Source organism: Lysinibacillus sp. 38-6, from assembly GCF_046245175.1.
GTDB lineage: Bacteria > Bacillota > Bacilli > Bacillales_A > Planococcaceae > Lysinibacillus.
Map to the genome: position 1 here is coordinate 2,021,852 of NZ_CP176417.1, position 23,591 is coordinate 2,045,442.

General features: G+C 36.9%; 36 protein-coding genes and 1 tRNA gene. 7 read left to right on the top strand and 30 right to left on the bottom strand.

Annotated features, from left to right (window positions below; translation table 11 throughout):
* Position 1 precedes the first annotated feature (1 nt).
* The 21 genes from ACKVEV_RS10485 to ACKVEV_RS10585 all read right to left on the bottom strand — a co-directional run bounded on the left by ACKVEV_RS10485 (position 2) and on the right by ACKVEV_RS10585 (position 13,284).
* Complete coding sequence (locus tag ACKVEV_RS10485; protein ID WP_409370314.1) at positions 2-658, bottom strand: HK97 family phage prohead protease; 657 nt, start codon at positions 656-658, stop codon at positions 2-4.
* Positions 645-1,910, bottom strand: coding sequence for a phage portal protein (locus ACKVEV_RS10490; RefSeq protein ID WP_409370315.1), 1,266 nt, complete (start codon positions 1,908-1,910; stop codon positions 645-647). The genes ACKVEV_RS10485 and ACKVEV_RS10490 overlap by 14 nt, the downstream gene beginning before the upstream one ends.
* 2 nt (positions 1,911-1,912) lie before the next feature.
* On the bottom strand, positions 1,913-3,640 hold the full coding sequence (locus ACKVEV_RS10495; RefSeq protein WP_409370316.1) for a terminase large subunit: 1,728 nt from the start codon (positions 3,638-3,640) through the stop codon (positions 1,913-1,915).
* The gene (locus tag ACKVEV_RS10500; protein WP_409370317.1) at positions 3,633-3,965 is read right to left on the bottom strand and encodes a hypothetical protein; all 333 of its coding nucleotides are present in this window, start codon (positions 3,963-3,965) and stop codon (positions 3,633-3,635) included. The genes ACKVEV_RS10495 and ACKVEV_RS10500 overlap by 8 nt, the downstream gene beginning before the upstream one ends.
* Positions 3,966-4,069: 104 nt before the next feature.
* Positions 4,070-4,750, bottom strand: coding sequence for an AAA family ATPase (locus ACKVEV_RS10505; protein WP_409370318.1), 681 nt, complete (start codon positions 4,748-4,750; stop codon positions 4,070-4,072).
* Positions 4,751-4,752: 2 nt separating this feature from the next.
* Positions 4,753-5,544, bottom strand: a complete 792-nt coding sequence (locus ACKVEV_RS10510; RefSeq protein ID WP_409370319.1) for a terminase small subunit — start codon at positions 5,542-5,544, stop codon at positions 4,753-4,755.
* A gap of 54 nt (positions 5,545-5,598) precedes the next feature.
* Positions 5,599-5,880, bottom strand: a complete 282-nt coding sequence (locus ACKVEV_RS10515) for a hypothetical protein (RefSeq protein ID WP_409370320.1) — start codon at positions 5,878-5,880, stop codon at positions 5,599-5,601.
* Positions 5,881-6,128: 248 nt separating this feature from the next.
* A complete protein-coding gene (locus ACKVEV_RS10520; protein WP_409370321.1) occupies positions 6,129-7,130 on the bottom strand; it encodes a hypothetical protein in 1,002 nt (333 codons plus the stop codon).
* A gap of 172 nt (positions 7,131-7,302) precedes the next feature.
* Positions 7,303-7,644, bottom strand: coding sequence for a type II toxin-antitoxin system HicB family antitoxin (locus ACKVEV_RS10525; RefSeq protein WP_409370322.1), 342 nt, complete (start codon positions 7,642-7,644; stop codon positions 7,303-7,305).
* Between the two features lie 41 nt (positions 7,645-7,685).
* Positions 7,686-7,910 (bottom strand): type II toxin-antitoxin system HicA family toxin, encoded by a 225-nt coding sequence (locus ACKVEV_RS10530; RefSeq protein WP_409370323.1) that lies wholly within the window; start codon positions 7,908-7,910, stop codon positions 7,686-7,688.
* A 114-nt stretch (positions 7,911-8,024) separates the two neighbouring features.
* Entirely contained in the window at positions 8,025-8,273 is a 249-nt protein-coding gene (locus tag ACKVEV_RS10535) for a hypothetical protein (RefSeq protein ID WP_409370324.1), read from the bottom strand.
* A gap of 299 nt (positions 8,274-8,572) precedes the next feature.
* Positions 8,573-8,992, bottom strand: a complete 420-nt coding sequence (locus tag ACKVEV_RS10540) for an SAM-dependent methyltransferase (protein ID WP_409370536.1) — start codon at positions 8,990-8,992, stop codon at positions 8,573-8,575.
* 41 nt (positions 8,993-9,033) lie between these two features.
* Entirely contained in the window at positions 9,034-9,450 is a 417-nt protein-coding gene (locus ACKVEV_RS10545; protein ID WP_409370325.1) for a transcriptional regulator, read from the bottom strand.
* A gap of 22 nt (positions 9,451-9,472) precedes the next feature.
* Complete coding sequence (locus tag ACKVEV_RS10550; protein ID WP_409370326.1) at positions 9,473-9,667, bottom strand: hypothetical protein; 195 nt, start codon at positions 9,665-9,667, stop codon at positions 9,473-9,475.
* A 25-nt stretch (positions 9,668-9,692) separates the two neighbouring features.
* On the bottom strand, positions 9,693-9,899 hold the full coding sequence (locus tag ACKVEV_RS10555) for a hypothetical protein (protein ID WP_409370327.1): 207 nt from the start codon (positions 9,897-9,899) through the stop codon (positions 9,693-9,695).
* Between the two features lie 28 nt (positions 9,900-9,927).
* A complete protein-coding gene (locus ACKVEV_RS10560; RefSeq protein WP_409370328.1) occupies positions 9,928-10,137 on the bottom strand; it encodes a hypothetical protein in 210 nt (69 codons plus the stop codon).
* Entirely contained in the window at positions 10,130-10,714 is a 585-nt protein-coding gene (locus tag ACKVEV_RS10565; RefSeq protein ID WP_409370329.1) for a hypothetical protein, read from the bottom strand. The genes ACKVEV_RS10560 and ACKVEV_RS10565 overlap by 8 nt, the downstream gene beginning before the upstream one ends.
* A gap of 258 nt (positions 10,715-10,972) precedes the next feature.
* On the bottom strand, positions 10,973-11,965 hold the full coding sequence (locus ACKVEV_RS10570) for a hypothetical protein (protein ID WP_409370330.1): 993 nt from the start codon (positions 11,963-11,965) through the stop codon (positions 10,973-10,975).
* A 311-nt stretch (positions 11,966-12,276) separates the two neighbouring features.
* A complete protein-coding gene (locus tag ACKVEV_RS10575) occupies positions 12,277-12,546 on the bottom strand; it encodes an AbrB/MazE/SpoVT family DNA-binding domain-containing protein (protein ID WP_409370331.1) in 270 nt (89 codons plus the stop codon).
* Between the two features lie 80 nt (positions 12,547-12,626).
* Positions 12,627-12,917, bottom strand: coding sequence for a hypothetical protein (locus ACKVEV_RS10580; RefSeq protein ID WP_409370332.1), 291 nt, complete (start codon positions 12,915-12,917; stop codon positions 12,627-12,629).
* A gap of 40 nt (positions 12,918-12,957) precedes the next feature.
* Positions 12,958-13,284: a DUF771 domain-containing protein gene (locus ACKVEV_RS10585; protein WP_409370333.1), complete on the bottom strand. Its 327-nt coding sequence runs from the start codon at positions 13,282-13,284 to the stop codon at positions 12,958-12,960.
* A gap of 62 nt (positions 13,285-13,346) precedes the next feature.
* Between ACKVEV_RS10585 and ACKVEV_RS10590 the strand changes: the two genes are divergently transcribed.
* On the top strand, positions 13,347-13,724 hold the full coding sequence (locus tag ACKVEV_RS10590; protein ID WP_409370334.1) for a DUF2513 domain-containing protein: 378 nt from the start codon (positions 13,347-13,349) through the stop codon (positions 13,722-13,724).
* Position 13,725: 1 nt separating this feature from the next.
* Here the strand turns inward: ACKVEV_RS10590 and ACKVEV_RS10595 are convergent, their stop codons facing one another.
* Both ACKVEV_RS10595 and ACKVEV_RS10600 read right to left on the bottom strand, forming a co-directional pair.
* Entirely contained in the window at positions 13,726-13,959 is a 234-nt protein-coding gene (locus ACKVEV_RS10595) for a hypothetical protein (RefSeq protein ID WP_409370335.1), read from the bottom strand.
* Between the two features lie 93 nt (positions 13,960-14,052).
* Positions 14,053-14,244 carry a helix-turn-helix domain-containing protein gene (locus tag ACKVEV_RS10600; protein ID WP_409370336.1) on the bottom strand — a complete coding sequence of 64 codons (192 nt, stop codon included), beginning with the start codon at positions 14,242-14,244 and terminating at the stop codon, positions 14,053-14,055.
* 96 nt (positions 14,245-14,340) lie between these two features.
* Here ACKVEV_RS10600 and ACKVEV_RS10605 point away from each other — a divergent pair, with 96 nt between their 5' ends.
* Both ACKVEV_RS10605 and ACKVEV_RS10610 read left to right on the top strand, forming a co-directional pair.
* Positions 14,341-14,469, top strand: coding sequence for a hypothetical protein (locus ACKVEV_RS10605; RefSeq protein WP_409370337.1), 129 nt, complete (start codon positions 14,341-14,343; stop codon positions 14,467-14,469).
* Between the two features lie 320 nt (positions 14,470-14,789).
* Positions 14,790-15,179 carry a DUF2513 domain-containing protein gene (locus ACKVEV_RS10610; RefSeq protein WP_409370338.1) on the top strand — a complete coding sequence of 130 codons (390 nt, stop codon included), beginning with the start codon at positions 14,790-14,792 and terminating at the stop codon, positions 15,177-15,179.
* Between the two features lie 220 nt (positions 15,180-15,399).
* Here the strand turns inward: ACKVEV_RS10610 and ACKVEV_RS10615 are convergent, their stop codons facing one another.
* A complete protein-coding gene (locus ACKVEV_RS10615; protein ID WP_409370339.1) occupies positions 15,400-15,681 on the bottom strand; it encodes a hypothetical protein in 282 nt (93 codons plus the stop codon).
* A gap of 121 nt (positions 15,682-15,802) precedes the next feature.
* On the opposite strand from ACKVEV_RS10615, the gene ACKVEV_RS10620 reads away from it, so the two are divergent.
* Positions 15,803-16,462: a S24 family peptidase gene (locus ACKVEV_RS10620; RefSeq protein ID WP_409370340.1), complete on the top strand. Its 660-nt coding sequence runs from the start codon at positions 15,803-15,805 to the stop codon at positions 16,460-16,462.
* A gap of 81 nt (positions 16,463-16,543) precedes the next feature.
* Complete coding sequence (locus ACKVEV_RS10625; RefSeq protein ID WP_409370341.1) at positions 16,544-17,638, top strand: tyrosine-type recombinase/integrase; 1,095 nt, start codon at positions 16,544-16,546, stop codon at positions 17,636-17,638.
* Between the two features lie 169 nt (positions 17,639-17,807).
* Here the strand turns inward: ACKVEV_RS10625 and ACKVEV_RS10630 are convergent.
* A tRNA-Arg gene (locus ACKVEV_RS10630) sits at positions 17,808-17,881 on the bottom strand.
* A gap of 224 nt (positions 17,882-18,105) precedes the next feature.
* On the opposite strand from ACKVEV_RS10630, the gene ACKVEV_RS10635 reads away from it, so the two are divergent.
* Complete coding sequence (locus ACKVEV_RS10635) at positions 18,106-18,855, top strand: SDR family NAD(P)-dependent oxidoreductase (protein WP_409370342.1); 750 nt, start codon at positions 18,106-18,108, stop codon at positions 18,853-18,855.
* Between the two features lie 84 nt (positions 18,856-18,939).
* On the opposite strand, the gene ACKVEV_RS10640 is transcribed toward ACKVEV_RS10635, so the two are convergent.
* The 5 genes from ACKVEV_RS10640 to rph form a co-directional block, all read right to left on the bottom strand.
* A complete protein-coding gene (locus ACKVEV_RS10640) occupies positions 18,940-19,104 on the bottom strand; it encodes a DUF2639 domain-containing protein (RefSeq protein WP_409370343.1) in 165 nt (54 codons plus the stop codon).
* Between the two features lie 161 nt (positions 19,105-19,265).
* Positions 19,266-20,735: a protein adenylyltransferase SelO gene (locus ACKVEV_RS10645; RefSeq protein ID WP_409370344.1), complete on the bottom strand. Its 1,470-nt coding sequence runs from the start codon at positions 20,733-20,735 to the stop codon at positions 19,266-19,268.
* A 146-nt stretch (positions 20,736-20,881) separates the two neighbouring features.
* Positions 20,882-21,385 (bottom strand): metallophosphoesterase, encoded by a 504-nt coding sequence (locus tag ACKVEV_RS10650; protein WP_409370345.1) that lies wholly within the window; start codon positions 21,383-21,385, stop codon positions 20,882-20,884.
* A 12-nt stretch (positions 21,386-21,397) separates the two neighbouring features.
* On the bottom strand, positions 21,398-21,991 hold the full coding sequence (locus ACKVEV_RS10655; protein WP_409370346.1) for an XTP/dITP diphosphatase: 594 nt from the start codon (positions 21,989-21,991) through the stop codon (positions 21,398-21,400).
* 1 nt (position 21,992) lies between these two features.
* Positions 21,993-22,742: a ribonuclease PH gene (gene rph / locus ACKVEV_RS10660; RefSeq protein WP_409370537.1), complete on the bottom strand. Its 750-nt coding sequence runs from the start codon at positions 22,740-22,742 to the stop codon at positions 21,993-21,995.
* Between the two features lie 175 nt (positions 22,743-22,917).
* Between rph and trhA the strand changes: the two genes are divergently transcribed.
* A complete protein-coding gene (trhA, locus tag ACKVEV_RS10665; RefSeq protein WP_409370347.1) occupies positions 22,918-23,559 on the top strand; it encodes a PAQR family membrane homeostasis protein TrhA in 642 nt (213 codons plus the stop codon).
* Positions 23,560-23,591: the final 32 nt, after the last annotated feature.

Sequence of the window (23,591 nt, forward strand, 5' to 3'; positions counted from 1 at the left end):
TCTATCTTTCCTCCATTTTCATTAAAATTTGGTTTCGTAATTGCCATATTGCACGCTCGTTTTTCGAGTTATCCAACTGAGACCGCGCATTCTCCAATGTTTTTGCTGCACTATCCAGCACAGCTTGGTCACGAGCATTGATGTCTGTTCCTGAATAAGCTGGAAAATTGACCGCACTTACTTCCATCACTCGTTTAATCTTTTGAATTCGTCTTGTCGGCATATCGCTGTCTAGGTCTTCCCATTTCTCTTGATCCACGAAAAAAATAAAAGACATCCCATCGATGTCTCCTCGTTTCACAGCGCTATACAAAGCGCCTGCTTCGCTATTATTTTCGATATCAAGCTTAGCTCTTATATAAAGCCCTGACTCACTTACTTGTAACAACATCGTTGAATTGCCGTTATTTCGACGACTACGAGCCAACGGAATCTTTCTTAGGTCATGATTTACACTAAATAGCACATCATCGAAATTACATTCATCGAAAGCCCCACGTTCAATGACCTCATGAAACCATCCACCGATGTTTGTCATTTGTCCATAGATAGCTGGATGCCCTTCGATTGTATTGCCCTCATCAAGTGCCCTTAAATCTTTTAAACTAAAATTTCGAGTGACAGGCTCCGCACTAGTAGGCAATTTACGCTTGCTCATTCTGATCGCCTCCCTCTGTTCCTACATTTTTCTTACTCATTTGATACGCATTGATTAAATTCACATCAATGTAATTTAACGACTGCGTCCGTCTTTCTCCCCCGATAACTGGAGGATAGCCAAGCAATGCTAGTTTTTGATTATCCGTTAATAAACCTTGTTCACCAGCCGTCTTCAATAAATCCATTTTCGCTTTTGTACTTAAATACATTAGTTCTTTTTGATAAAAGACAATCTCGTTCCCAACATCAAGCTCTCTTTGTGTAAAAATGGTTTTTGTAAAAGCTTGACCGAGGCTAATGATGATGGTCTCTAATGTTTTTTCATAAAAAGCTTGATATTGTTCATCGGTAAAATCAGCTGACAGAATAGCCGCGGAAACACCATAATGACGTAAAATTTTTTGATCTAAAAACGTTAATGTATCCTTATCAATTAATTTAGGATTCACTTCCATTGGAATATAATCATTCTTTAAGTCCAGTGGCAAAATTCCAGATTTAGAATCCAAAATTTTTCGTTCAAAACGTTCGCGTTCTTTCTTTTCATCTTCTGTTTCTAACATTGTATTGATTTTAATAATCCCTCGTATTTGTAGACTCGCCTTCATTCCCTTTTCAAGACCCTGCATCAACGAATCATTAATACTAAGTACTTTCAGTAAAGCTTGATTATCTGGTGTACCGAGTGCCCCACCACCCATAATGTCATTGCTGCTAAATTTTTTTCTTAAATGAATGACATCGGAATAAGGTAGTATATATTTATCGCCGTTTCCAAACGCCATTTCGATAAAAAGTTGATTGGTCCTATCTTGTAAAAACGTCACAACCGTAGGATTTAACGGATAAAAGCCTGTATACTCTCTTGTGTGATTCCCTCGTCCATCATCCTTTAGGACATACATAGGATAAATAAACGCATTATAATTGGTGTACAACAACCAAATAATTTTCTCTAGAAAATCACGTGTTGTCATCAGTTCATTTGGCGCAAATTTAAACAGCCTGTTAATGCTGCCTCTCACTAGTTGCTGCATGCCTTTGCTATCAATGCGTATATGTTTAGGCTGCAACTTACTACATTCTGTTGCAATGACATCTACACACATTTGGACAACATCCGATGCAAAAACATCTTGTCCAAATTGCGAAAAGATAGGAACGTAGCCATTTAACATCCTCGCTTGTTGCGTCTCTCTTCTATCATCAGAAGTCATCCACTTTTTAAAGAAGTCTTTCAAAGCCAGCATACTCACCTCCCTAATAACCGCATAAATTCAGCGCGATGATCGATATAAATTTTATAGGCAATAATCATTGTGACGGCACCATCAATTTTCTTATGGTCCTGTCGCTCAACCTTCACCGGCATAATATCCATTTTGCTATTAAAATTTAAAGCTGTATTTTCTAAACACCATCGATCGATTGGATCATCGTCATAAACGATTAATTTACTTTTCAAATCACTTTCTACTAGCTTCATCGCCTCGGACAAACTAAAATCTTGTTTCACTCGTTCTAAATCAAATCCGTATTGCTCCATTTCTTTTACCCAATAAACAGCAGACCAGTTGTCATATCCCGTCTTATAAATCCTTATACCGTAATCTCGATACATTTTCACAAACCACTTTGTCACCAAGCGGAAGTCATTTTCATTACCAGGCGAAACTTCTATGCGATCTTCTCGAATCCATTCCACAAATCGTTTCTTCTCTTCTTTTGGTAAGTTTTCGAGTTTCGATTCTGGAATAAAGTAACGTCTAAGCATATATTTTTTCGGATCACCTGGACGCATCAGCATAATTCTTGCACAGGTTAAGTCGCCCGTTTTGGATAAATCCACACCACCAATACCAAAGGCATTGCGAAACGCATCAATATCGAATGTCTCTTCATTTTTTATGATGTCGGTTGTTAACCATGCTGTGGCATTATTTTGTTTAATATTAAAATCCTTTGACAAGACAAACACGCGATTGGACTTGCTTGTTTTAGCTTCCTCAATCATTTTTTGTAAAAAGCTTCGTTTTTTGATAACTCCTATACCTGGATTTGACTTCGACCACGATCGTTCATCCTGCCATACCTCTTGTTCATTATCTTGCGTATACATCCAAATCAACCAACGCGGACGTTCCAGTTCACCATTCAGTACCTTCCTCGCTTCACGTAAGCGTTCATCTAAATAGCCATCATTGATAATCCCCTCAGTCGTTAATTCAATATACAGCGGATCATCTTGCGTTGATAAAGCTTGGCGAATCGGCATAATGGACATATTATCTTTTAACTCATGCACTTCATCCACAGCGCCAACTCGAATATTTTTTCCTTCTTTTGCCCCTGTCTTTGCCGATATCTTTTTGATGTGTCCTTTATTTTCATAGCTAAACTTTCCACGTTTTTTCGGCTTTTTAGGATTTCCAAAGAAAATGCCTTTTATATTGCTACGTGTAACCTTTTCAAGCGATCTACTTTCTTCTCGCATCGCATTAATGGCTTGAAACATTAAATCTGCCTGCTCATAGTCATTACTGGAACATAAAATCCGCGTCCCCATTTCTCCACAAAAAAATTCAGCTAGTGAAATAGCTGAAATCAAGGGCGTCTTTCCGTTTTTACGAGCCACTAAATACAGTACATCTTGATGTAACCGAATCCATCTATCAATCTCATCATCAAAGACTTTAAAAATATAGATAGCTTCAATAAACGCCTTTTGAAAAAGCTCTAATAAAAAAGGCTTTCCAGCAAAAGGTGCTTCGAAATGTTTACATTTTGTTTCAATAAATTTTATTCTTTTGTGTGCATCTTTGAAGTCAATTTTAATATGGCCATCTTCAAAATGATGTAACAATTTATCGAGCTGCAGCATCAGCTCTTTTCCGATGATGATTTCGCCTGTTTTACATTTAGCGATATATTGAAGTAAATAAGAGTGTTCCAGATATGGATAAATGTATTCGTTATTCATCTTCAAATTCACTCAGATCATCATCGTCCTCAATAATACCTTTTGCAAGAACACCGTTGAGCGCTTTTATAATAACAGCATAGCTGTTCACATTTTTTAAATATTGTCTCGCCGCTTCTGTTGGCTTTTGCAAATGACGTTGTGACGGATGTATTTGTATCATCCCTGTTTCACGGAGCAACAATTTCAACTGATGATTTTCAGCTTTTAGGAATGCAGCATCGTCAATTAATCCCTCAACAAGCTTCCGCTTCGCTGGTTCAACCTCTAGGAAAATGTTAGTTAACTTCTCTTTTTCTTTCGTGAATACCTCATTTTTAGTCACAGCTCAACCACTCTCAATCCGATTTCAAAATTTTTACCGTGTATGGAATTTGTGTCCCCCCATCGGTCCCCATGGGAACTATCGTTTGTATTCATAGGGGGGTATTACGTATGTTGTTCAAACCACTTGGCAATGTAGTTTGTCCAATCTGCTTGTCTGTATTGTCTGGCAGCATCTTGTTGTAATCTCGCTATGCACTCTTCTTTGCTGACATCACAGAAGATGATTTCCGCTCCAAGCTCTTCCGCTAATCGCTCACGTTTGTACTTATCCGCATATCCACCAATTACCCACGCATTATGCCACTTGCCATAACGTGTCTTGATATTATCAATGAGCGTGCTATGAATAGCTGTAACATTGTTGAATAAGTTATCTGGCTTATCATACGTCGGTAACATGGAGACAGCTGCATACAATGCATCCATATCAACTACAAGGTCACCACGTTGCATGTGTTGGGTAACATATGTTGTTTTGCCCGACATTGGTGGACCATAGACCAGATAAACCTTTTTCACGCCTTGGTAACCAAAACGCCGATGTTCTTTGTTATGGCAATCAAAGCAGATCAATTCAATCAATTCAGGATTCAAACTAATCAGATGGTCATGAACATTCTCTGGCGTTAACTCCACCTTATGATGGCCTATTAAATCTTTCGTTTTCGTTACACGTTGTCCGCAATGCTCACATGTTATGCCCCGTTCATTGATTAATCGAAGCCTTAGTTGTGTCCATGCTTGAGAGGCATAAAACGATTTTAATACTGCATACTTCGCCATGATTACCACACCTTTGCTTCTGTCGCTTTAATTTCTACCTTCAATTTTTCTTCACGCAATCGCTTCAACTGGTCATCATTTAACAAATTCGTGCACTTTGAAAGAATGGCGAGAGCTGCCATCTTATCGGCTAGCTTCACAGAAACACCATCCCTCCCTTTCCTAACTTCCGTAATAACCGTGCCATCCACTTCTTCCGCTTCTTTCAAATCAACAAAGGAATAGACATGCATTTGTTCATCATAAATCGGTTTCCCTTCGCTATCTTCACCAACATGCTCTTTCGTTGTATACGTTTTTGTGCCAAAATCTACGAAATCCTTCATGTCCGCAAAGGCAATATCTATATACTTTTGCAACACTTGTCGAGCATCTAACAGTACACTATCCGCTAATTGATTTTTCAAGCGCATAATTTCACTTCTTATACCCTCATTTACCATCATTCGATGAGCGTTTCGATTAGCGGTTATATAATCGCATTGGTACGCTTTCTGATAAGCTTTTGTGGCGTTCCAATACTTCACATAATACATACAAAAAAGCAACTGCCTATCATTTAGACCGTTGCTTGGAATTAATTCATATTCAACTGTTTTTTTGGGACTCCCACGTATAGATTTTTTCTTACGCAAACTTGGCGGTTGTTCTTCATCCCAACGGTCTTCCTTTTTCCAGCGACGTATAGTACTTTCACTAACACCATACTTAGCCGCTAGTGCTTTTAACGTTACGTTCCCCTTATTTTTCAGGTAGTATTTCCACGCTTTATTTCGGTTTTTATTTCTAGCCATATTGCACCTGCACCACCTCCCACCCTACTTACAGGCGTTTTGAAGTGTTGTTACTTACTTCGATTGCTTTTCCTTATATTCTAGGTATTTCGCTTTTAGTGATTCCATGCGTAAAATACGCTTTTTGTTTAGCTTTTGCCATTTTTCCGATAACACCTCTTGTTCACGTGCATATTTCTCTGTAAGTTCATCTTCAACGAAAATGGTTTCTTCTCCGCCACAATGCGGACAAAGAATATACGAACGGATTTGGTTTTTCTTCATTTTTTTATTATCTCTGTGAAGTGCGTCCTTTACATTACCTGTGTAACCACAAGGGCATTCGAAGTTTTCCAAAATTATCACCTCTCAAGATTTAACCTATATTGTCATCAAAGTTTGTATTGACTGTAATTTCGCCTATACCTGCCATTGTTCATCCCCTTATTTTTAGTTAGTGTTAATCACAAAGATGTGGTTTTTTCTTTTTTTGCATAACAAAAGGTCACATCCAAAGGATGCAACCTTATTGTTATTGAACTTCCTTTATTCTAATTTCATCAATACAGTAATTTCCCTTTTATTCTTCATCTTCCCAAAATCCTTTAGAGCTTATCAAAATATTCGTCTATTAGTTTAAGGTATTGTTTAAAATCAGTAAGATTCGCGCGACATAACTCTAATAGTTGTTCTTGTTTTTGTGAACTTTCTTTCTGAAATGCATTAAGTATTCCAAGATGATCCATAAGTGCATGTGTAGTAGCCATTGATGCTAAATTAGCTCCTTCTTCATAGTTTCTTCTTTCTTTTGAATTATCTTCAGAAATCTTAAATTCATAATCAATCAAAATATTCGAAAGTTCGTTTGTCATTTCGCTATCAATTTTAATTTGTTTTCGTAAAGTTTGAAAAAAAGCATAAATAAATAACTTTGGATAATATGGTAATTTACCGAATACTTCATTTTGGAAATCTTCCAATTTAACAAGCTCTTCTCTCGTATTGATTACAGATTGATTTATATCCTTGATTTGTTCTTCCCACTTACTATTATTATGTTTAGTCTCGTCTTTAATAATTGTTAAATCCTTCTTAATAAATTCAATTTCTTTTTTTAAAAAGTCTGCCGCATCTTTCATTATCTTCCCAGACTCAACCAATGTAGCTGTATCTAAATTTATTGTTGCAGATTCAATCTTGTCTGCACTTACTGCAATTTTTTCACTTGATAAGTTACTAGATAGGGTTTGAAACAAAGTAAATCCTATAGCCACTACTGCCAAAATAATAGAAACTATTGTTCCTGCAAAGCCCCAATGACTAACAACCTCTGTTGCATCTTTGTATCTAAATGTAAAAAGACTGATTGTTCCTAAGCAAATAATTAATAACCAATACAATAAATCTTTCTTTTTTATCCAACTAGTTAAAGTTTTATCTTTAGAATATTTACCTTTGTTTTCTTCACCTATATTATCTGTATTCTTATACTTAGTGTTTACTATATTGGTGACTATTAATACAATTATACCTATTAAGGTAATCAATAAAACGGGCATTATTATTAGCCACCAAGCAGGTATATTTATTGGAATTAGAGTTCTCAACGGCTAATCCTCCTCTTATGTAAATATATACTAAATTATACATAAGAGAATACTAAAAGACTACATGCGTTTTAAAAATGTAGTCTAATATGCTTGTTTCCGATATACACATACAAGCTCCACACATTACATTACAAAAAGCCACGCTCAAATGAACGTGACTTCTCAATATTTATCTTGAAAGTTTATACACCACATACTGATTTAGCGATACGCCCTCGGCTTCTGCATCTATTGATAGCTGTTTGTGTAATGTCTTTGGAACTCGGACATTAAACTTTCCACTATAATCTTGGTCGACTGGTTCTGGTATCGGCGTGCCACTTTCTAAGCGTATTTCAATATGGTCTTGTAAAATCAATTCTAAATCTTTATAAGCTTCTTCAATGCTGCTAGCTGGCGTGTGACATCCATCTATTTCTTTAATGTTTGCCCAATAACCTGACTCTGTTTTACGCACTTGAAATGTATACGGTAACGACAAATAATAATCTAAGTCTTTTTGATTTTTCATGTGTAATGGCTTAAGATAGAAAGGGAAAACAGAAGGGGAATTTACTCCCCTATTCTGTTTAGTGCATCCTTCACAGCTTGAATGTCTACTGGATTTTCTCGCTTGATGGTTGTTACTTGTCCTTGTTCATTTCGGAAGTGATGATGCGAACCTCGAATTCTTATCTCACTATATCCGTTATGTTCAAGGACTTTTTTTATTTCTGCGAAGGTTATGCCCTTTGGTTGGTTTTTCATCTTTTCGATGATTTTCTCTATCTTTGCCATCTTTCACCTCCCACTATTATAGTACCGTATATAGTACCGTTTTACAAGTGGTTAAGTAGAAATTTTTATAATAAAAAGCCACACCTTGTTAGATGTGACTAAAAAGAATTACTATCAGCCTCGACCAAATCCATCTGGTTTTTCACTTGAACGTACAATTTCAGGTTTCAGCTGAGCAGTAATTTTGACGATACGATTAGCATTTACGAATTCTGTTAAAGACATATTAGTATTAATGCTAACCCAATTATCATTTTTATTTTCCCATAACAAATCTAATGCGTCATTCGGAGTTGCTGCCTTGATTTCAATTTCAATTTTACCACCATCGTCAGTATGAACAGTCATAATGAATGTCTCCATATTTTCACTTCCAATCTACATAAGATAATAATTATTATAGAATAAAAGGTAATATATGTAACACAAAAGAGACTACCAATTTAGCAGTCTCTCATTCTCTATGTTGACGACTCCGCAATCGTCTTATTAAATTGAATGCTTGTTTGTAGCAACACACGCACAAGCGAACGTGTTTAATTATTGTAAGCAATATTTGTTAACGCATTTCCGCGCGCTTTTGAAAACTTATCACAATATCAATTTACTACAGATTTTTGCGAACTTCCCTGGTGTTAACAAGTTCACTTTTTAATTTAGGATTATTTCATGAACACTAACCAATGTGTCTTGCTTCGTTTGTTGCCAAACAGCGGCTTTTTATCGAAACATTTTAATACTTCTTTTAAAGGTATCTGGTCTTCATTCCATTTGAATATTAATGTGCTATTTGTCTTTAAAACACGCATGCACTCCTTAAAACCTTCTGCAATATCTGACTGCCATGATTCCTCATTTAACTTTCCATATTTCTTGGCCAACCATGAATTTTGACCAGCCTTTAATAAATGAGGTGGGTCGAATACAACTAAATAAAATGATTCATCATCGAATGGCATGTTTTTAAAATCAGCAATAATGTCAGGTTTAACAATTAACTTACGACCATCGCATAATTCAGTTTCTAATTCACGCTCATCCATAAATATCGTGTCACCATTATCTTTATCAAACCAAAACATTTTGCTACCACAGCAAGCATCTAAAATTTTCTTTTCAGCAATCACACCCATCCTATCCTTTCCGCTGTTTTATCAATAAGAATGTTCCGTTTACGCAAAACCTTATGGCGTGAAATATACAGCTTATCGGCTATATCCTCCCACTCGTAACAGCCATCCTTGTCCCAGTAACGCATATCTACGATTGTGCGCATATCATCATCAAGATCTCGGTATAGGTCTTCCACAGTCTTGATGATGCGCTTTAAATTTTGATAATAAGCATCGTTTGCAAGTACAGTAGCTTTCTTGGCTGTAGTATCAGAAATCGTATTACTACGACCTCCAACCAACTCACCTTGTTCATTATGTGGATGCAACAACTCCCATTCACGGTATTTTAATTTCTTTTTATACACTTCATAATCAATCCAATATTTTTCGATGGTTTGTACTTCACTGCGCGATAATGAAGTCATACTGCACCCCCTCCGCTTCAAGTTATGTAGATGGCACGTAGTTGCGTACGAGTTTCTTGTTGTGCATGCGGATAATCAACTTGTTTTTCATTTCATTTTGTTCATGAATTTCAATGGCCATTTTTGCGATACGGAAAAGATAGTGTATATCTTCTTCTAAGAGAGAAGCGGTTATAAACCGCTCCTCGATTTCACTTATACGCTTTGGACACAACATATTCAGTATGTAGCCTCCTGCTCTTTTAATAGGGTAATGAGAGATATTCAAGCTCTCCATGTATTTCTTTTAGTCGCTTTTTGCTACGCTCACGTTCAACTGGGTCGTTGGTTTTTATTGCGTGGTAAAGGGAACGCAATTCGTAATCTTGTTCAAGTTTTAGTAAATATGTTTCTCGCTGTGCGTAATCAGGTTCTCTTAATATTTTCATTACAACTTTCCTATATAGCATAAGCTTCACTCCTATTTTGAGTTAATAATTACGTGTACTCATTCTGTTTCAGCTTCTTTAAATAATTCATTGTACGTTGGTGGTGTAATGCAACCTGCAAGTAATCACTTTCCTTCCTAGCACCACTTACAACAAACGCTATAATGTATGGCTGCTTTAGATTGGTATCACCACCAGCAATCGCATGAATAATACGTGAAGGCTTGTCCTGTTCTCTTTTTTGCAACCAATTACTCATCGTGTGCCTCTCGTAACGCTAAGACTTCTTGCATGAGCAGCGAATTAAGTTGTTGTGATCGTTGATAGTTTTCTGTCATTCTACTGTTTGTCATCACTAAATACTCATGCTCCAACAGATCCAATTTAGAAAGTGTTTCTTCGAGATTACCTCGCATACTATCAGCTTTTTGTTCAAGATTCAGTATGGTCTGTTCATATTGTGCAACTTGTTGAAGCAATTCATCTCGCTCTTTTTTCAACGATTTTTCACTTTTTTCAAGCCGAAACAGCTCATTAAATATTTTCTTCAAATCAGACTCTGTTAACACATCTTGAGGTTTAGTGACCGTTTCCTCGTTTTTAGGTAACAGCTTGTCCTTTTTAGAGAACGATTGGTTTGAATTCGTACACACTTCATACTCCTTTAGTAGTTTAGAAGGTGATGGTGTGTCATCGCTTGGTTTTATTAGCCCCTGTTCTCGTTTCCACTTAGTAAATGACTGATTATGATAGCCAAATTCTTTCATGATTTGCTTATCTGTTTTCCCTTTTGACTTTAAAGTTTGATAACGCTCTGCAGTTAATGTGCTTGCCATTTGCGCCTCCTTCTTTTGTCGGGAAAGGTTTTCTAATGCTTCGCCTATACCAAGCAACTTGCTGAATACCTCACAACCACTTTCCTTGCACTGAACTGTACTCCATATGCCCTTTCCCTCGTTTTCATATGCGTCTTTTAATTCACAAGTTTTACATGCTTCTGAAGTCTGTAACTGCTTTATACATAGCGCCAACCGTTGCTGCCGTATTTGCTTTTTAGTTAACAACCAATTCACCACACTTTTCGTTGGCCTAAACTAACTACTCTGTTGTGTATCCCGTTTGCCTAAAATAGCTAACACCTTTTGCCGTTCCGCTTCAAAATACGCTGCTTCCTCAGGTGATAAGGGTGCATCATACTGTTCCATATTTCGATTCTTAAACCATTCAGGCACAGGACCGATATGTCTTTCTTGCTGCTGCTCGACTTTACGTTGGTCGTTTTGTTGCTCATTTTTAATCTGCACAATAAGCTTGTCATATTGCTCTCGTAGTGTACTCATCGACTGGATATTGCCACTCCAAAAACTATTCTTTTGGCTCCAATTAATCACGTAGGCTATCTGCTCCTTTGTACGTTGATCCTTTTCCATCATGAGCCGTGCTACATCTGCCCATTTTTGTAACGCATCCTCTTTGCTCGGTCTAAACCGATACGCTGGATTATTCGCAAGGATGCCCTCGCACAATGTAAGTGCCAAACGGTAAGGGATATCAGACTCTTGGTACACACGCACACGCTTTTTCGGAGAGGTATCTTTTTTATCTTTCTTTGCATTCTTAGCATTCTTATTGTTCTTTGCATTCTTGTTTTCGTTCTGGGTTCGTTCCCCGTTCGTTTCGGGTTCGTTCTGCATTCGTTCTGGGTTCGTTTCAGATACCGTTCCAGATTCGTTTTCTATAGGCGCTTCAAATCCCTGATACAGCTCGTATTTCAGCACTGTAAATACCGTTCCATGTTCCGTTTCATGTACAGCAATCATACCGTTATCAATCAGTTTCTTAACGGAACGCGAAACGGTACTTTTAGAAGGCGTTTTTAGCCCTCGTCCACCCTCTTTGTAACCTAAATCTTCCGCTAACTTCGAATACGAACGCATGTACTGTCCCCTTTGCAAAACAATCCCTTTCATCTTGGTTTCTTGATGTGTTGCCTTAATCAAGAGGAGCATGAACAAACGGAAGGTCATGACATCACTCCAAATCTCATGTTCGGTTATCTTCCGATGTAACTTAATCCACCCATCCATGTTTCCTCCACTCCCTCTTAATATTTTTATATTTGTTCCACGTTCGTTCTGCGTTCGTTCCCTGTTCGTTCTAGGTTCGTTTCAGATACCGTTCCACGTTCATTTTCTACATCTATTCAAACCCTTGATATAACTGATATTCCAGCACTGTAAAACCGTTTCATGTTTCGTTCCACGAACTCCACTCATAACGTTTGTACATTACAGCATGTTTTAGAAAGAAGCGGCTTGACGGATCGCTGCAACCGCTTCATAATTTAATTGAATTTGTTTTTTGTATGTTGGTTAACCTGCCAGTTAACCAGCTTTTTTTATGACGTAAGAAAGATAATGGCACGACGAATTGTTGCTTTTAAATTCGGATTGTTAGCATGGTTTTCTATACGTTTTAAATCTTTGATGACTTGCTCTTTTTCTTCTCTATCAACACTAGATTCATATTTTTTTAATACAATTTTCACACCATCTACGTAAATTTCTATCGGATCCTTTTCCTTTATGCCTAATGTACGGCGAAGCTCCATTGGGATGACTACGCGCCCTAATTCATCGACTTTACGAACAATACCTGTTGATTTCATCTAAGTTCCCTCCTAGTTTGTTATTTTCCTAAATGATTTACTGGTATTTTTCTGTCCATTTCCACACGCCAAACTCATTTTCATCCATGAAATATACAATCTTGTTGACGCTTGCAAGACATAAATGAAATACCTGCTTTCACAACTTTATAATGTGTCCAGATATCACCAGAATCGCTTATGATATTCTCCGCTTGAAAGTCACCTAACTTCTCAATAAATTCTCTAGAATATAGATGAACCTCTACATGCGTATCATGGACTCTATGCAAGTTATACTCTACTTTCAAAACATCTTCTGGCGCTATTCCGTATTTTTCCAAAATCTTCGGCAATTCTGCGATTTTTGATACTGCTTGAGCTAACTCCATTTATATTCAATCCTTTCTGGTTATTTTGATACTTGTTGACCTATCCTTTAAAAATAGTGTAAAAGTTATCTTCTAAAAATCGTGCCATCTTAGATGCTAAGAAGCTCCATTTCTCACCCTTTGCCCTTGGGTAATAGACAAACCCACCTTGTAAAACATCTAGCTGCTTTTTAAACTTTGTTGGATATAATATATTTTCTTTAATCCACACTTGTTTTTTTCCTATACGATTTTCTAAATCGCTCATTGTCCAATAAACGCCTTGTAAAGAATTTGATTGCAATTTTTCATATTCAACCTTAGATATTAATATTTGATCATTTGGAATGTTGATAGAAAGTTCTGCCTTAATTACTTGTTGTTGCATCTAAATCACTCCTCTCGATTACCTTTCTGTTAAAATCGAACTAGAAAGGTAGGTGATAAAAAATGGTTTTAGACAGAGATTGCGTAAGAGATTTGTTATTAACAATTGAATCAGATGCTTTTAATAACACACTTTTTCTAGAAACAATTTGCGAAAATCCTAGTATGGTTCTTTATTCAAAAGAAACAATAACCTATGCAATCCAAAAATTAAAAGAAGCAAATTATATAAATGCAAGTATATTATTTGCTGATAATACTCCTTATCTCGTTTCAGTTAGCTCTCTTACATGGGAAGGGCACATTTTTTTGGATAATGTAAGAGACCCTAGTATTTGGGAAAAAGTTAAATCAAAATCATCTAAACTCACTAGTGTCTCTTTACCTTTATTGTCTGAATTAGGTCTTTCTTTTGTAAAGGAACAATTAGGTTTGTCTTAAATTAGAGAGACTTTACTGTCCAATCATTTGCCAATATATCCTCTGCTTTCGGATTCCACCGTTTGCCGGGGATATACTTTTCACCAATTTGACCTACATAATCGTTTGAGATATGAACTATAAAACAATCATCAGTATTAGTCGGTTGAATTCTAAAATGTTCAAAACCTTCTATTTCTCTTGTTATAAACAACCCTTCATTCAAAGCAATCCTTGTTGCTTCCTGAATATTCACCTTCTTCACTCCTATCAATTTTATAAATCCCAACGCTTCTGCAGCTACTCCCCTATATCTAATACTTTAGTAACGTCTCGTCTTTTAAGAGAATTATTGACCTCTTAATTCATCTAAACTTACTTCCAATGCATCTGCTATTTTACACATAACCTTAAATGTTGGATTTGGATTCTCATTGTTTTCAATCATTTGTAAAGTTGAGTCATTTACACCTGCTAACTTTGCAAGTCTATAACGCGACAATCCTTTATATTCTCTAATTTCTTTTAATCTAAAATTCAATATATTGTGCCTCCTCCAGTTGATTAGTACAATATAATGTGCTATATTTTAAAAGTAAGCACGTGTGTTCTTATTTAAAGAAGGGAGGTTTTTCTATTGGCAAACAAGAAACAGACATCTAAAAGTGTTGCTAGTAAAGCGAGTAAGATTTTAAAAGATGGTCGTTACAGCAAAACTTCAAAATCTGTTGCTGGTTCAGCTCTTGCTCAAACTAAGAAAAAATAATTTTGAAAGTTTTTTCTACTGCAACAGTGCAATCAAATTTTTTTGTAGCAACGATATAGTGATTAGTTTTTACACCTATGAATATCTCCTTCGCTATATCGTGATTTTCATTTTCTCTCACCACCTAACCATGAATCATCTAGATGGAAAAGCAAAACTCTAATCTAATAAGTGCACCTAAATCTTCTAACATAGCTTTACCTCCTTTAAAACGTATTGGCATTACATATATGAAATGACTTGGCTGCTTTTATTGTTCCAAATCACTCCTCTCGATTACCCATCTGTTAAACTATTGATAGAAAGGCAGGTGATCCATAATGAAACTAAATCAAGATTGTGTAAGAGCTGTTTTACTTGAATTAGAAGAAAATCTGACATTAAATGAAGATCTATATTTTTTCCAAATAAAACAATTAGACTGCATAGAGAAGTATGATGAGGACACTGTAATCTACAGCATTTTAAAGTTAATAGAAGCTAAGTATTTATTAGGTGAGCCTCTATATGCTGGAGATGAACTTATGGAATTAACACTCTCCTCATTAACTTGGGATGGTCATTTATTCCTCGACACCATCCGAGATAATAAAGTTTGGAAAGAAACTAAATCTGTGGTTTCTAAATTCTCTAGTGTATCTATTTCTTTAATGTCCACTATTGCATCTAACATCTTGAATGAACTAATCAAAAAACAATTAGGTCTTTAACTTAAAGGTCACACCATCAATTAGAACGTATAAATTACCTTTAGCTTTTGGAAAATTTTTAATTATGCGTTCTATTGTTTCAGAATGCTTAAAAATTACTCGTTAACATTACCCTCTTTATAACTGCATGCTACTTACCAGTACAACTATGTTCTCTCTATCCTTCATTAAAATCTATAGCGACATTGGATCGGAATAACAGTGAAACAATGTGTGTTTGTTAATTGTTAATTGAATTGTGAAGGAGTCGCTTATCATTATTCAGTACACATTTTGTGTACTCGTTTTCAAAAAAAAGAACTACAGGGCTTTCTTCTAAAATCTCCGCTATAATCTGCATCTCATCTTTCTTAAATTCTCTAATTCCATTAATTTTATTCCCCAATGCAGCTGCAGTTAAAATAATACCTTTTTCCCCCATAAGCCGAGCTAATTCCTTTATAGTTATACCATTAGAAGCAAGAACACCACGTAACTTTGGAAAAGTAATATCTTTTTTCATCTCCTCACCTCCTTATCACAAATATTAGTATACAATTTGTATACTGTCAATATTAAATATTAATTAAATTTACAAAACGTGTACCATGAAGTATATTATATGATATAAGGAGGTGATCTAATTGGTTGATATATCTAGAGTTTTAAAAGATATCGTAGCTAAAAGTGGTTTGGAGCAAGAAAAGTTTGGAGAAACATTAGGACTAAAAAAAGCAGCATTTAATAACTATGTACAGGGACGAAGAGAGTTACCTAAATCAGTAATAACAAAAATGATGGAAGTCCATAATATTAACCCTTCTGTATTTTTTGATAAAGATGCACCTTTATATATTAGAGATGTTACCAATACAAATTTAAATAACTTGCCACCAAACATAACCCCTATTAATTCAGGTTTAGTTAGAATTCCAGTTATCGGTGAGATTGCTTGTGGTGAACCAATTCTAGCTTCTCAAAATATCGAGGAGTTTATTTACGAACCTGCTGATACGCTACCAAATGGAGAAATATTTGCGTTAAAAGCTAAAGGCGATAGCATGGAACCCACTATACCAAATGGAGCGATTGTTCTTATACGAGAACAAAATGAAGTTGCGTATGGAGAAATAGCAGCTGTTCTTGTCAACGGAGACTTAGAAGCGACACTTAAAAGGATAAAGAAACAAGGAGACACCGTTTTTTTAATGTCGGATAACCCCAAATATGAACCTTATATAATTGATGAACAAAATCCTGCTCGTATTATAGGAAAAGCAATTAGTTTTAAAGTAACACTTTAATTAATTTGCGCAAATCAATTACACATGAGAGCAGACACATCCGTCTAGCTCTTTTCTTATTCTTAGAAAGGAGAAATACATATGGCGAGTTTCACAAAGCGCGGTAGTAAGTGGCAATATATGATTAATCACTATGTGGATGGCAAAAGAAAACCGATTTCTAAAGGTGGTTTTGCTACAAAAAAAGAAGCACAAATAGCAGCAGCTGAAAAAGAATTGTTACTAAAAAAAGGGAATCAAGTAATTGTTAAAGAAAAATCATTTGCAGACTACTTCAAAGAATGGATTGAATTATATAAATCCAATAAACACATCAATACTTATAATCGTTATTCCAATTCATGTGATCGTGTAAAAGAATATTTTAAAGATAAACCGATTCAAAAAATCACTAGAGCCGATTACCAATTGTTTTTAAATGACTATGGTAAAGGAAAGTCCAGGGAGACTGTTAGAAAGCTTAATACGCATATACGAGCATGTGTAAGAGATGCCATAGATGAAGGTTATATAGCTATCGATTTCACGCGAAAAGTGGAATTAAACGCAACACATAACGCTAAAAAAAGCGAAGAGAAACACTTGAATTATCATGATAGTGTCAAATTGTATAAAGAATTATTTAATCGTTTATCTACTTCTACAAGTACTTATCATCTCATTTTATTAGGACTTGTATCAGGGCTTCGTTTTGGTGAATTAACGGGGTTAACTGTAGATTGTTTTGACTTTAAAAAGAATGAAATAAAAGTCTATAGAGCATGGGATTACAAAAGAGGAACAGGATTCGGTCCATTAAAGAACGAGCAATCTGAAAGAATAATATCTATCGATAGGAAGGTTATGAATGAATTTAAGAAACTCATTTTAGCTTTACCTGAAAATGAAAACAGCTTGGTTTTTTATAGACAATCCACCATAAAAACAGTAACAAATGAAGGTGCGAATAAAATACTACGAAAATTACTTGATGCGTTGGAGATCGGGCACATTTCCATTCATGGTTTACGACATACTCATGCTAGTGTTCTAATCTACAAAGGTGCGAATATTCATTCCGTTTCGAAACGCTTGGGCCATTCAGATATTCAAACAACACTTGACCACTATTCACACGTATTAAAAGAAATGGAAAAACGCGATGAAGAAATTGCAATTAACATTTATTCATCCTAATTTTTTGTTCACCTTGTTTACATTTTGTTTACCTAATTTATATTTTATATGTTTTTCTATGCGATTTTTAAAATCTTTAAAAGAAAAGAAAAACGCCCAAAACCCAGTATTCCCAAGGTTTTAAGCGTTTTTCTTTTTGGTTAAAAATCAACCTACGATTTGCAATTGACGTCCCAGGAGGGATTCGAACCCCCGACCGACGGCTTAGAAGGCCGTTGCTCTATCCTGCTGAGCTACTGAGACATGATGTGTTTTCCTAAATAACTTTTCTCTTAGGAAAGACAATATTTATTATATGTCGTTTATAACATAATGTCAACATTAATTTTACTGTGAAGGCAAGGTTTGCCTTGCTCCTATTATATAACCATTTATTATATGAATCTATAACTTTCTTTATGCCCTTTTCATACATGACCATCCACTTTTTTTGCTAAAATAATGAAAACGAAAAATGGAGGAATTGCATGTTTGAACAATCGGTAGTAGTGGTGACAGGTGGTGCACAAGGTATTGGTAAAGGCATTGTACAGGCCTATGCACAGCGTGGTGCGAAGGTTGTCATAGCTGATGTCAATGTAACGCTTGGGAAACAATTAGCGCATGAATTGCATGGGCAAGGTTATGCGGTGTTATTTGTTGAAACGGATGTTACGAAACAACAAGATATTGTAGCTTTAATGCAGCAAACAGTTCAACATTTTGGTACGATTACGATTTTAGTGAATAATGCAGGTAAGTTTCAACACGTATCACCTTATGACATGACGTTGGAACAGTGGCAAGATATTTTGCATACTAATTTAACGAGTGTTTTATTTTGTTCACGAGAAGCGGCAAAAATAATGCGGACAAATGAAAATGGTGGTTCCATTGTTTCTCTAGCCTCTACACGGGCGTTTATGTCTGAGCCCCATACTGAAGCATATTCGGCTTCAAAGGGCGGTATCGTGGCGTTAACACATGCTTTAGCACGTTCTTTTGGGCCAGATCAAATTACGGTTAACTGTATTTCTCCTGGATGGATTGAAACGGGGGATTATGAACAGTTACGGACGATTGATCATGCCCAACATGTATCAGGACGTGTTGGTGTGCCAGAGGATATTGCGCAAGCATGTTTGTATTTAACAAATCCAGCTAATCGATTTGTTACAGGTATTAATCTTACTGTCGATGGTGGTATGACGAAAAAAATGATTTATGAAGAAGAATAGTTGCGCTACCTCTAATCCAATAAAAAACCAGATTCATTGACAATGCTTGTTGTCCATCAATCTGGTTTTTCGTATTGTCAAAAGCTAGGATTGCTCTGTATCTGTTTGTTGTGTCTCCACATAACGGTAATACAAATTTCGTAATTCTGATTCTTTAAACTTTCCAAGATGGGTCTTTAATTGAGGATGCACTAAAATCCCCTTTGCGCGAAGTTCCTTGACAAACCAACCTTTAGAATATGGATGCACGTTGCACAGTCCCCTTTTCTGTTATTCATACATAACGTATGCATAAAAGTTTTGTGCTGTTACCGTTCTCCCTTTACTCCACTACAAAAGAAAAAATGTTAGATTGATTGCCGTCAATCTAACACTTTTGGATTTGCTCGGCATCGTAAGCTTTTAGTCGTTTATGTGCCACAAAATGTTTGGTACGGACAGTCTGTTGGGGCAGGGAGCTTTGTATATTCTTCTTGCTCAGCAGTATAAGCATATGGTTGGGATAATGCTTGTAAAAGCTTATCCATTACTTGATAATCACCTTGTGTAACTGCGGCTTCTAACGCTTCTTCTACTCTATGGTTGCGAGGAATAATAGCCGGATTATTATCGTGCATTAATTGTTGTGAGGCCGCTTCACTTTCCTCTTGTCTTTGCCGTCTTGCTTGCCACTGTTCATACCATTGTTTAAATGCTGTACTGTCAAATAGTGGCGTTCCTTGGCAGTTATTTAAAGTGAAAGCACGGAATGTATTCGTATAGTCTGCCTCATACTGTTCCATCAGCGTGAGTAGTTCGTCTATCAATTTTCCATCTTGCTGTTCTTCGTTAAAGATGCCCAATTTTGCTCGCATGCCTGTTAGCCAGTTGGCGTTGTACAATCGAGGATATTGCTCGATAACAGCTTGAGCAAGCGTTACTGCCTCTTCTTCGTTGTCATGAATTAGTGGTAGCAGTGATTCCGCAAATCGCGCAATATTCCATCCGCCAATAGGTGGTTGATTGCCGTAAGCATAGCGGCCTTGGCGATCGATGGAGCTAAAGACAGTTGCAGGGTTGTACGTATCCATAAAAGCACAAGGGCCATAATCAATGGTTTCACCACTGATCGTCATATTATCCGTATTCATAACACCGTGTATAAAGCCAACTAACTGCCACTTTGCAATTAGTTTAGCTTGTCTCTCCAGCACTGCCTGAAGCAACTGTAAATAGCGATTCCCTTGTGTCATGTCTATCTTTGGATAATGGCGTTCGATAGCGTAATCAGCTAGTATTTGAAGCTCTTCTTTGCTAGCCCATTGTGCAGCAAATTGAAATGTTCCGACACGCAAATGACTGCTTGCCACACGCGTTAAAATCGCACCGGGCAGCTCGGTTTCACGTTGAATTGTTTCTCCCGTTGTTACGACAGCTAAACTTCGAGAAGTCGGAATGCCGAGTGCATGCATCGCTTCGCTTATTATATATTCCCGAAGCATGGGACCGAGTGCCGCCCGACCGTCTCCGCCTCGCGAAAAGGGTGTGCGCCCTGAGCCTTTAAGGCCAATATCATAGCGTCGTCCTGAAGGTGTGATTTGTTCGCCTAGCAGCAGTGCTCGACCGTCTCCTAACATATTAAAATGCCCAAATTGATGTCCTGCGTAAGCCTGTGCAAGCGGCAATGCGCCACTAGGTATGTCATTGCCCCCAAGCATATCAACACCTTCTTGACGTTGTAGTGCAGCACTATTTAAGCCAAGGGAGTTGGCGACAGCTTCATTGAAAACGACCAGTTGTGGCGATTGCACAGGATTTAATTGTTGATGGCTATAGAATATACTTGGTAGACGTGCATAGCTATTATCAAAATTCCACCCCATGTTGTTGTCCTTTGTCATGTTATCCCCCTATTCTTTTTATTAGTTTTTCTTCTATAATGCAATGCATTCATGGACAATATCCCCAATTCATTCTTTCACATCAATAGAAAAACGCTTAAACTTTCTTGTTGCAGAATGTTAAGCGTTTTTCTAACTTTTATACCTTACTTCCGTCTAAACGTATGTGTCGAAATGCATGCATTGTCATCCGTGAAAAAATCTACCTGAAAATAATCATCTTGTATATCGACAAGCGCAAAGCTTTTTTCATTGCGCCCTCGTGGCTTTAATAAGCTTCCTGGATTGATAAATAAAACATCATCAATCATTTCGGCTCCTAGCACATGTGAATGACCGAAGCAGGCAATTTGTGCATCGACTTCTTTTGCCCGATATGACAATGATAAAATGGAAGATTTGACATTAAATAAATGACCATGTGTGGCAAAAACGACTGCATCTCCCACTTGGACGATCACTTCATCTGGAAATGCTTTATCGATATCGCAGTTTCCTCGCACTTTTTTCATGCCATCAAGGGCAGCATGTGAAAAGGGCAATTCACTATCGCCACAATGAATCATCGTTTCGACAGTTGGATAAAAGCGACGCACTTTTTCGATCACATGACTATCTCCATGTGTATCACTCATCACTAATAGTTGCATGGATATCACCTCTTACTTAATAAGATTTGGCAATTGTTCCTTTAGCTTGCGAATGGCATTTCCACGGTGCGAAATAGCACCTTTTTCTTCTGGTGTTAACTCCGCCATCATACGATTTAAGCTTGGTACGAAAAAGACTGGGTCGTAGCCAAAGCCATTTGAACCGCGTTTCTCACGTGCAATGACACCTTCACAAGTGCCAAATACTGTTGTTGTGTCAAAATCTGGACCTGCAATAGCAATGCAGCAGCAAAAACGTGCTGTACGTTTAGCATCTTCTACGTCTTGTAAATTATGCAGTAGTTTTACCATATTGGCCTCGTCATCGTGATCACCTGCATAACGTGCTGAATAGACACCAGGCTCACCATTTAGCGCATCTACAGCTAAACCGCTATCATCTGCAATCACAATCGTACCTAGCTCTTTTGCTAAAGCTTCAGCCTTTAACACAGCATTTTCTTCAAAAGTTGTGCCCGTTTCTTCTATTTCCATATTTGGTGCAACATCAAACATCGTTACCACTTCATAGCCTAGTGGCCCAAATAATGCTTCAAAGTCTTTCGCTTTGCCTTTATTTTTTGTCGCAATTACAACTTGTTTCATCTTAAACGTTTCCTCCTACTTTAAGAGCGATTTCTCCAAGTGCTTGTTTTTGTAGCTCAATCAACTCTCGAATGCCCTTTTCACCTAATGCAAGCAAGTCATTTAATTCCTCACGTGAGAAGGTTGCTTCTTCTCCTGTGCCTTGCAATTCTACAAAGCGACCTGCACCGGTCATCACGATATTCATATCAACCGCTGCATCGACATCTTCTACATAATTTAAGTCTAAAACTGCACCTTGCTCTTCAACAATACCAACACTTGTAGCCGCTAAAAAATCGGTTACAGGGAATTTTTCTAATTGTTTTTCTTCAGCAAGCTTGGCAATTGCTTGTGTCATGGCAACAAATGCTCCTGTAATGGATGCTGTACGTGTGCCGCCGTCCGCTTGAATGACATCACAGTCAATCCATACAGTACGCTCACCTAGCGCCTCTAAATCAACGATAGCACGCAATGCACGCCCGATAAGTCGTTGAATTTCCATTGTACGTCCATTGACTTTTCCGCGTGACGATTCACGTGGTGTACGTTGGGCTGTGGCACGAGGCAGCATCGAATACTCCGCTGTAATCCACCCTTTACCTTGCCCGCGTAAAAAACCAGGCACTTTATCTTCAACTGTAGCTGTACAAATTACTTTTGTATTGCCAACTTGGATCAATACTGAGCCTTCTGGATGCAGTAAATACTCGCTATCCATTTTTACTGGACGCAATGTATTTGCATCTCTACCATCAAATCTTGTCATCATTATTCGTGCCTCCTAAAATCTTTCGCGCCCTTATTTTATCATATTTTATATTGGTGCGACGATTTACTAAGTGCACTATATGATATTTATCATATAATTTGTATTACATTTTCCTCTACAATGAAAAATCCCATCATGTTATAGTAATATAATAAAGAAAGAGGTGATGGTCATGTCTCAATCAACAATTGAGCCAACTAGTTATACCATGAAGGAAGAATTTTGGAATGCCCTAACACATGGAATCGGTGCATTTTTAACTGTTCCTGCTACCCTTTTATTAGTGCATAAAGCTTTAACAACTGGTACAAGCACCGAGCTGATTAGTTACATTATTTTTGGTATTTCGATGTTTTGTTTATACATAGCATCGACTTTATATCATGCATTGCCAACACATAAGGTGCTTTTAAAAAAATTAGATCATAGCTCCATTTTCTTATTAATAGCAGGAACTTATACACCGATTGCGTTAATTGCAGTTGGGGGAAAACTTGGCTTAAGCATTTTTATTATCGAATGGGTACTTGCCTTTATCGGCATTATTTTAAAACAATTTTTTGTCTATCGTTTTAAAAAAATCTCACTGCTCGTCTATATTGGCATGGGATGGCTCATTATCTTTGCCTATAAGCCATTAGTTGCCTACATCTCATTTAATGGCTTTATGATTCTGTTACTTGGCGGTATTTTTTATACGGCAGGCACTTATTTTTACAAAAACAAAAAAATACAATACAACCATGCAATTTGGCATGTCTTTGTCATGGCCGGTAGTGCAGCGATGTTCGTGACGATCTATTTATTTATGTAAAACAGAATGAAAAAATAAAAAATCAGCCTAGC

What these genes read in the sequence shown, in the direction of transcription:
- ACKVEV_RS10580 (WP_409370332.1), bottom strand. Translation starts at nt 12,917, where the DNA reads ATGGAGTTAGCTCAAGCAGTATCAAAAATCGCAGAATTGCCGAAGATT.
- ACKVEV_RS10560 (WP_409370328.1), bottom strand. Translation starts at nt 10,137, where the DNA reads ATGAGTAATTGGTTGCAAAAAAGAGAACAGGACAAGCCTTCACGTATT.
- ACKVEV_RS10610 (WP_409370338.1), top strand. Translation starts at nt 14,790, where the DNA reads ATGAAACTAAATCAAGATTGTGTAAGAGCTGTTTTACTTGAATTAGAA.
- ACKVEV_RS10615 (WP_409370339.1), bottom strand. Translation starts at nt 15,681, where the DNA reads ATGAAAAAAGATATTACTTTTCCAAAGTTACGTGGTGTTCTTGCTTCT.
- ACKVEV_RS10585 (WP_409370333.1), bottom strand. Translation starts at nt 13,284, where the DNA reads ATGCAACAACAAGTAATTAAGGCAGAACTTTCTATCAACATTCCAAAT.
- ACKVEV_RS10570 (WP_409370330.1), bottom strand. Translation starts at nt 11,965, where the DNA reads ATGGATGGGTGGATTAAGTTACATCGGAAGATAACCGAACATGAGATT.
- ACKVEV_RS10575 (WP_409370331.1), bottom strand. Translation starts at nt 12,546, where the DNA reads ATGAAATCAACAGGTATTGTTCGTAAAGTCGATGAATTAGGGCGCGTA.
- ACKVEV_RS10495 (WP_409370316.1), bottom strand. Translation starts at nt 3,640, where the DNA reads ATGAATAACGAATACATTTATCCATATCTGGAACACTCTTATTTACTT.
- ACKVEV_RS10490 (WP_409370315.1), bottom strand. Translation starts at nt 1,910, where the DNA reads ATGCTGGCTTTGAAAGACTTCTTTAAAAAGTGGATGACTTCTGATGAT.
- ACKVEV_RS10545 (WP_409370325.1), bottom strand. Translation starts at nt 9,450, where the DNA reads ATGACTTCATTATCGCGCAGTGAAGTACAAACCATCGAAAAATATTGG.
- ACKVEV_RS10635 (WP_409370342.1), top strand. Translation starts at nt 18,106, where the DNA reads ATGTTTGAACAATCGGTAGTAGTGGTGACAGGTGGTGCACAAGGTATT.
- ACKVEV_RS10505 (WP_409370318.1), bottom strand. Translation starts at nt 4,750, where the DNA reads ATGGCGAAGTATGCAGTATTAAAATCGTTTTATGCCTCTCAAGCATGG.
- ACKVEV_RS10645 (WP_409370344.1), bottom strand. Translation starts at nt 20,735, where the DNA reads ATGACAAAGGACAACAACATGGGGTGGAATTTTGATAATAGCTATGCA.
- trhA (WP_409370347.1), top strand. Translation starts at nt 22,918, where the DNA reads ATGTCTCAATCAACAATTGAGCCAACTAGTTATACCATGAAGGAAGAA.
- ACKVEV_RS10535 (WP_409370324.1), bottom strand. Translation starts at nt 8,273, where the DNA reads ATGGAGACATTCATTATGACTGTTCATACTGACGATGGTGGTAAAATT.
- ACKVEV_RS10550 (WP_409370326.1), bottom strand. Translation starts at nt 9,667, where the DNA reads ATGTTGTGTCCAAAGCGTATAAGTGAAATCGAGGAGCGGTTTATAACC.
- ACKVEV_RS10590 (WP_409370334.1), top strand. Translation starts at nt 13,347, where the DNA reads ATGGTTTTAGACAGAGATTGCGTAAGAGATTTGTTATTAACAATTGAA.
- ACKVEV_RS10650 (WP_409370345.1), bottom strand. Translation starts at nt 21,385, where the DNA reads ATGCAACTATTAGTGATGAGTGATACACATGGAGATAGTCATGTGATC.
- ACKVEV_RS10530 (WP_409370323.1), bottom strand. Translation starts at nt 7,910, where the DNA reads ATGGCAAAGATAGAGAAAATCATCGAAAAGATGAAAAACCAACCAAAG.
- ACKVEV_RS10540 (WP_409370536.1), bottom strand. Translation starts at nt 8,992, where the DNA reads ATGTTTTGGTTTGATAAAGATAATGGTGACACGATATTTATGGATGAG.
- ACKVEV_RS10555 (WP_409370327.1), bottom strand. Translation starts at nt 9,899, where the DNA reads ATGCTATATAGGAAAGTTGTAATGAAAATATTAAGAGAACCTGATTAC.
- ACKVEV_RS10525 (WP_409370322.1), bottom strand. Translation starts at nt 7,644, where the DNA reads ATGAAAAATCAAAAAGACTTAGATTATTATTTGTCGTTACCGTATACA.
- ACKVEV_RS10655 (WP_409370346.1), bottom strand. Translation starts at nt 21,991, where the DNA reads ATGAAACAAGTTGTAATTGCGACAAAAAATAAAGGCAAAGCGAAAGAC.
- ACKVEV_RS10485 (WP_409370314.1), bottom strand. Translation starts at nt 658, where the DNA reads ATGAGCAAGCGTAAATTGCCTACTAGTGCGGAGCCTGTCACTCGAAAT.
- ACKVEV_RS10565 (WP_409370329.1), bottom strand. Translation starts at nt 10,714, where the DNA reads ATGGCAAGCACATTAACTGCAGAGCGTTATCAAACTTTAAAGTCAAAA.
- ACKVEV_RS10510 (WP_409370319.1), bottom strand. Translation starts at nt 5,544, where the DNA reads ATGGCTAGAAATAAAAACCGAAATAAAGCGTGGAAATACTACCTGAAA.
- ACKVEV_RS10625 (WP_409370341.1), top strand. Translation starts at nt 16,544, where the DNA reads ATGGCGAGTTTCACAAAGCGCGGTAGTAAGTGGCAATATATGATTAAT.
- rph (WP_409370537.1), bottom strand. Translation starts at nt 22,742, where the DNA reads ATGACAAGATTTGATGGTAGAGATGCAAATACATTGCGTCCAGTAAAA.